The following is a 1,489-nucleotide window of genomic DNA, read 5'->3' as shown; positions in this document are numbered from 1 at the left end:
TGAAATCGGCATTCACACCGGAATCGATCTGCCGCTATTGCTGCGATTGTCACGAGGATTGCCCGCGCTGCTGGGCCACGAAGTGCCTGGCCAGTTGGTCAAGGCCGGACGCAACTGCGATCTGCATCCGACGCCATCCTGACCAGATAACCCGGTTTCCCTACACAGGTGTCAGAGCACCTGAACCAGACAACAAAAACAATCGGACACCCACGGGCAGTCCGCCTGGAGAAATACGATGAGCCTTAATGTCCTGGAGGCGGGCGCGAGCCCGGCCGTTTCGCACGATGTCGAAAAAGCCCTGGTCAGCAAAGTCACATGGTATGCGTGATGACCGTTATATCGAAGTTAAAGAAGCCTCTAAAACGCACAATTTAGGCTCATATAGTGGTATTAGACTATTTTTGCACGGAGATGCGCACCAGCCGATAACCGGGGGTCCACCAAGCGAGCTGCTGGCCCGGGGAGAACGGCCAACAGTGGAACGCGTGCGTCTGGAACTCGGCCGCGGCAACCTTGCTCGCCAGTCGCGTGGCCCAGCATGAGCCGCACAAGGGTGGCAGTTCATTGCTGGCGGCGTTGCGCATTCCAGGCTTTCTGACCCTGGGCCTGATCTACTTCCTGATCCAGGTTGCGTCCTATGGCCTGAACTTCTGGGCACCGCAACTGATCCGCAGCGCCGGCACCCAGAGCCCGGTGATGATCGGGCTGCTGACGGCCATTCCCTATGTGTGTGGCGCCATCAGCATGGTAGTGATCGGGCGCTTGTCCGACGCCACCGGCGAGCGCCGCAAGTTCGTCAGCGGGTTGGTCGCGCTGGGCGCGGTAGGCTTCTTCTGCGCCGGGATCTTTGCCGATCACACCACGTTCCTGATCGTCGCCCTGAGCCTGTTGGGCGCCGGCATCATCGCCTCGATCCCGACCTTCTGGACCCTGCCGCCGAAACTGCTGGCCGGTGCAGGCGCCGGTGCGGCTGGCGGAATTGCGGTGATCAACACCCTAGGGCAGTTCGGCGGCATCGTCAGCCCGGTCATGGTCGGTCGGATCAAGGACCTGACCGGCACCACCACCCCGGCGCTCTACGTGATCGGCGTCGCCGCCCTGATCGCCGCCGCGCTGCTGCTGTGGGGCCTGCCACAGAAACTGCGCACGCTGGATAAGCTTCACGGGGATTGAAGGCCTAAAAAGATCGCCGCCTATCGGCAGCTCCTACAGGATCTATGTTCCCGGCTGATTCGGCGGCGGATGCAATCGGCGTAGATACCGTCTTAACTCTCACCGGGCAAGCGCAAGTTTCGGGTCAAAGGGCTGGCACGATTTGATCACTCCAAAGATGATGTGCAGCAGCTTGCGCATTGCTGCACAGATGATCTGCTTGGGGGCCTTGCCGTTGGCTTTCAATCGCTCTTTGAGCGCGATAATCGCTTCGTTGTGCTGCATCGCCACCAGACCTGGCATGTAGAGCCCGGTTCGGAGTCGCGCTGATCCG

General features: G+C 60.6%; 3 pseudogenes. 2 read left to right on the top strand and 1 reads right to left on the bottom strand.

The annotated features are described in order from the left end of the window. Positions 1-142, top strand: a pseudogene (locus tag F8N85_RS34175) (hydroxymethylglutaryl-CoA lyase); the annotation flags it as partial. A gap of 371 nt (positions 143-513) precedes the next feature. Then, a pseudogene (locus F8N85_RS34165) lies at positions 514-1,176 on the top strand (MFS transporter); the annotation flags it as partial. A 99-nt stretch (positions 1,177-1,275) separates the two neighbouring features. On the opposite strand, the pseudogene F8N85_RS34160 reads toward F8N85_RS34165, so the two are convergent. After that, positions 1,276-1,489 (bottom strand): annotated as a pseudogene (locus F8N85_RS34160) (IS110 family transposase); the annotation flags it as partial.

This window comes from Pseudomonas fluorescens (genome assembly GCF_902497875.1).
Lineage (GTDB): Bacteria > Pseudomonadota > Gammaproteobacteria > Pseudomonadales > Pseudomonadaceae > Aquipseudomonas > Aquipseudomonas fluorescens_BR.
The sequence above is the reverse complement of the archived record's forward strand: the minus strand, read 5'-3'. Positions and strand labels throughout refer to the sequence as shown.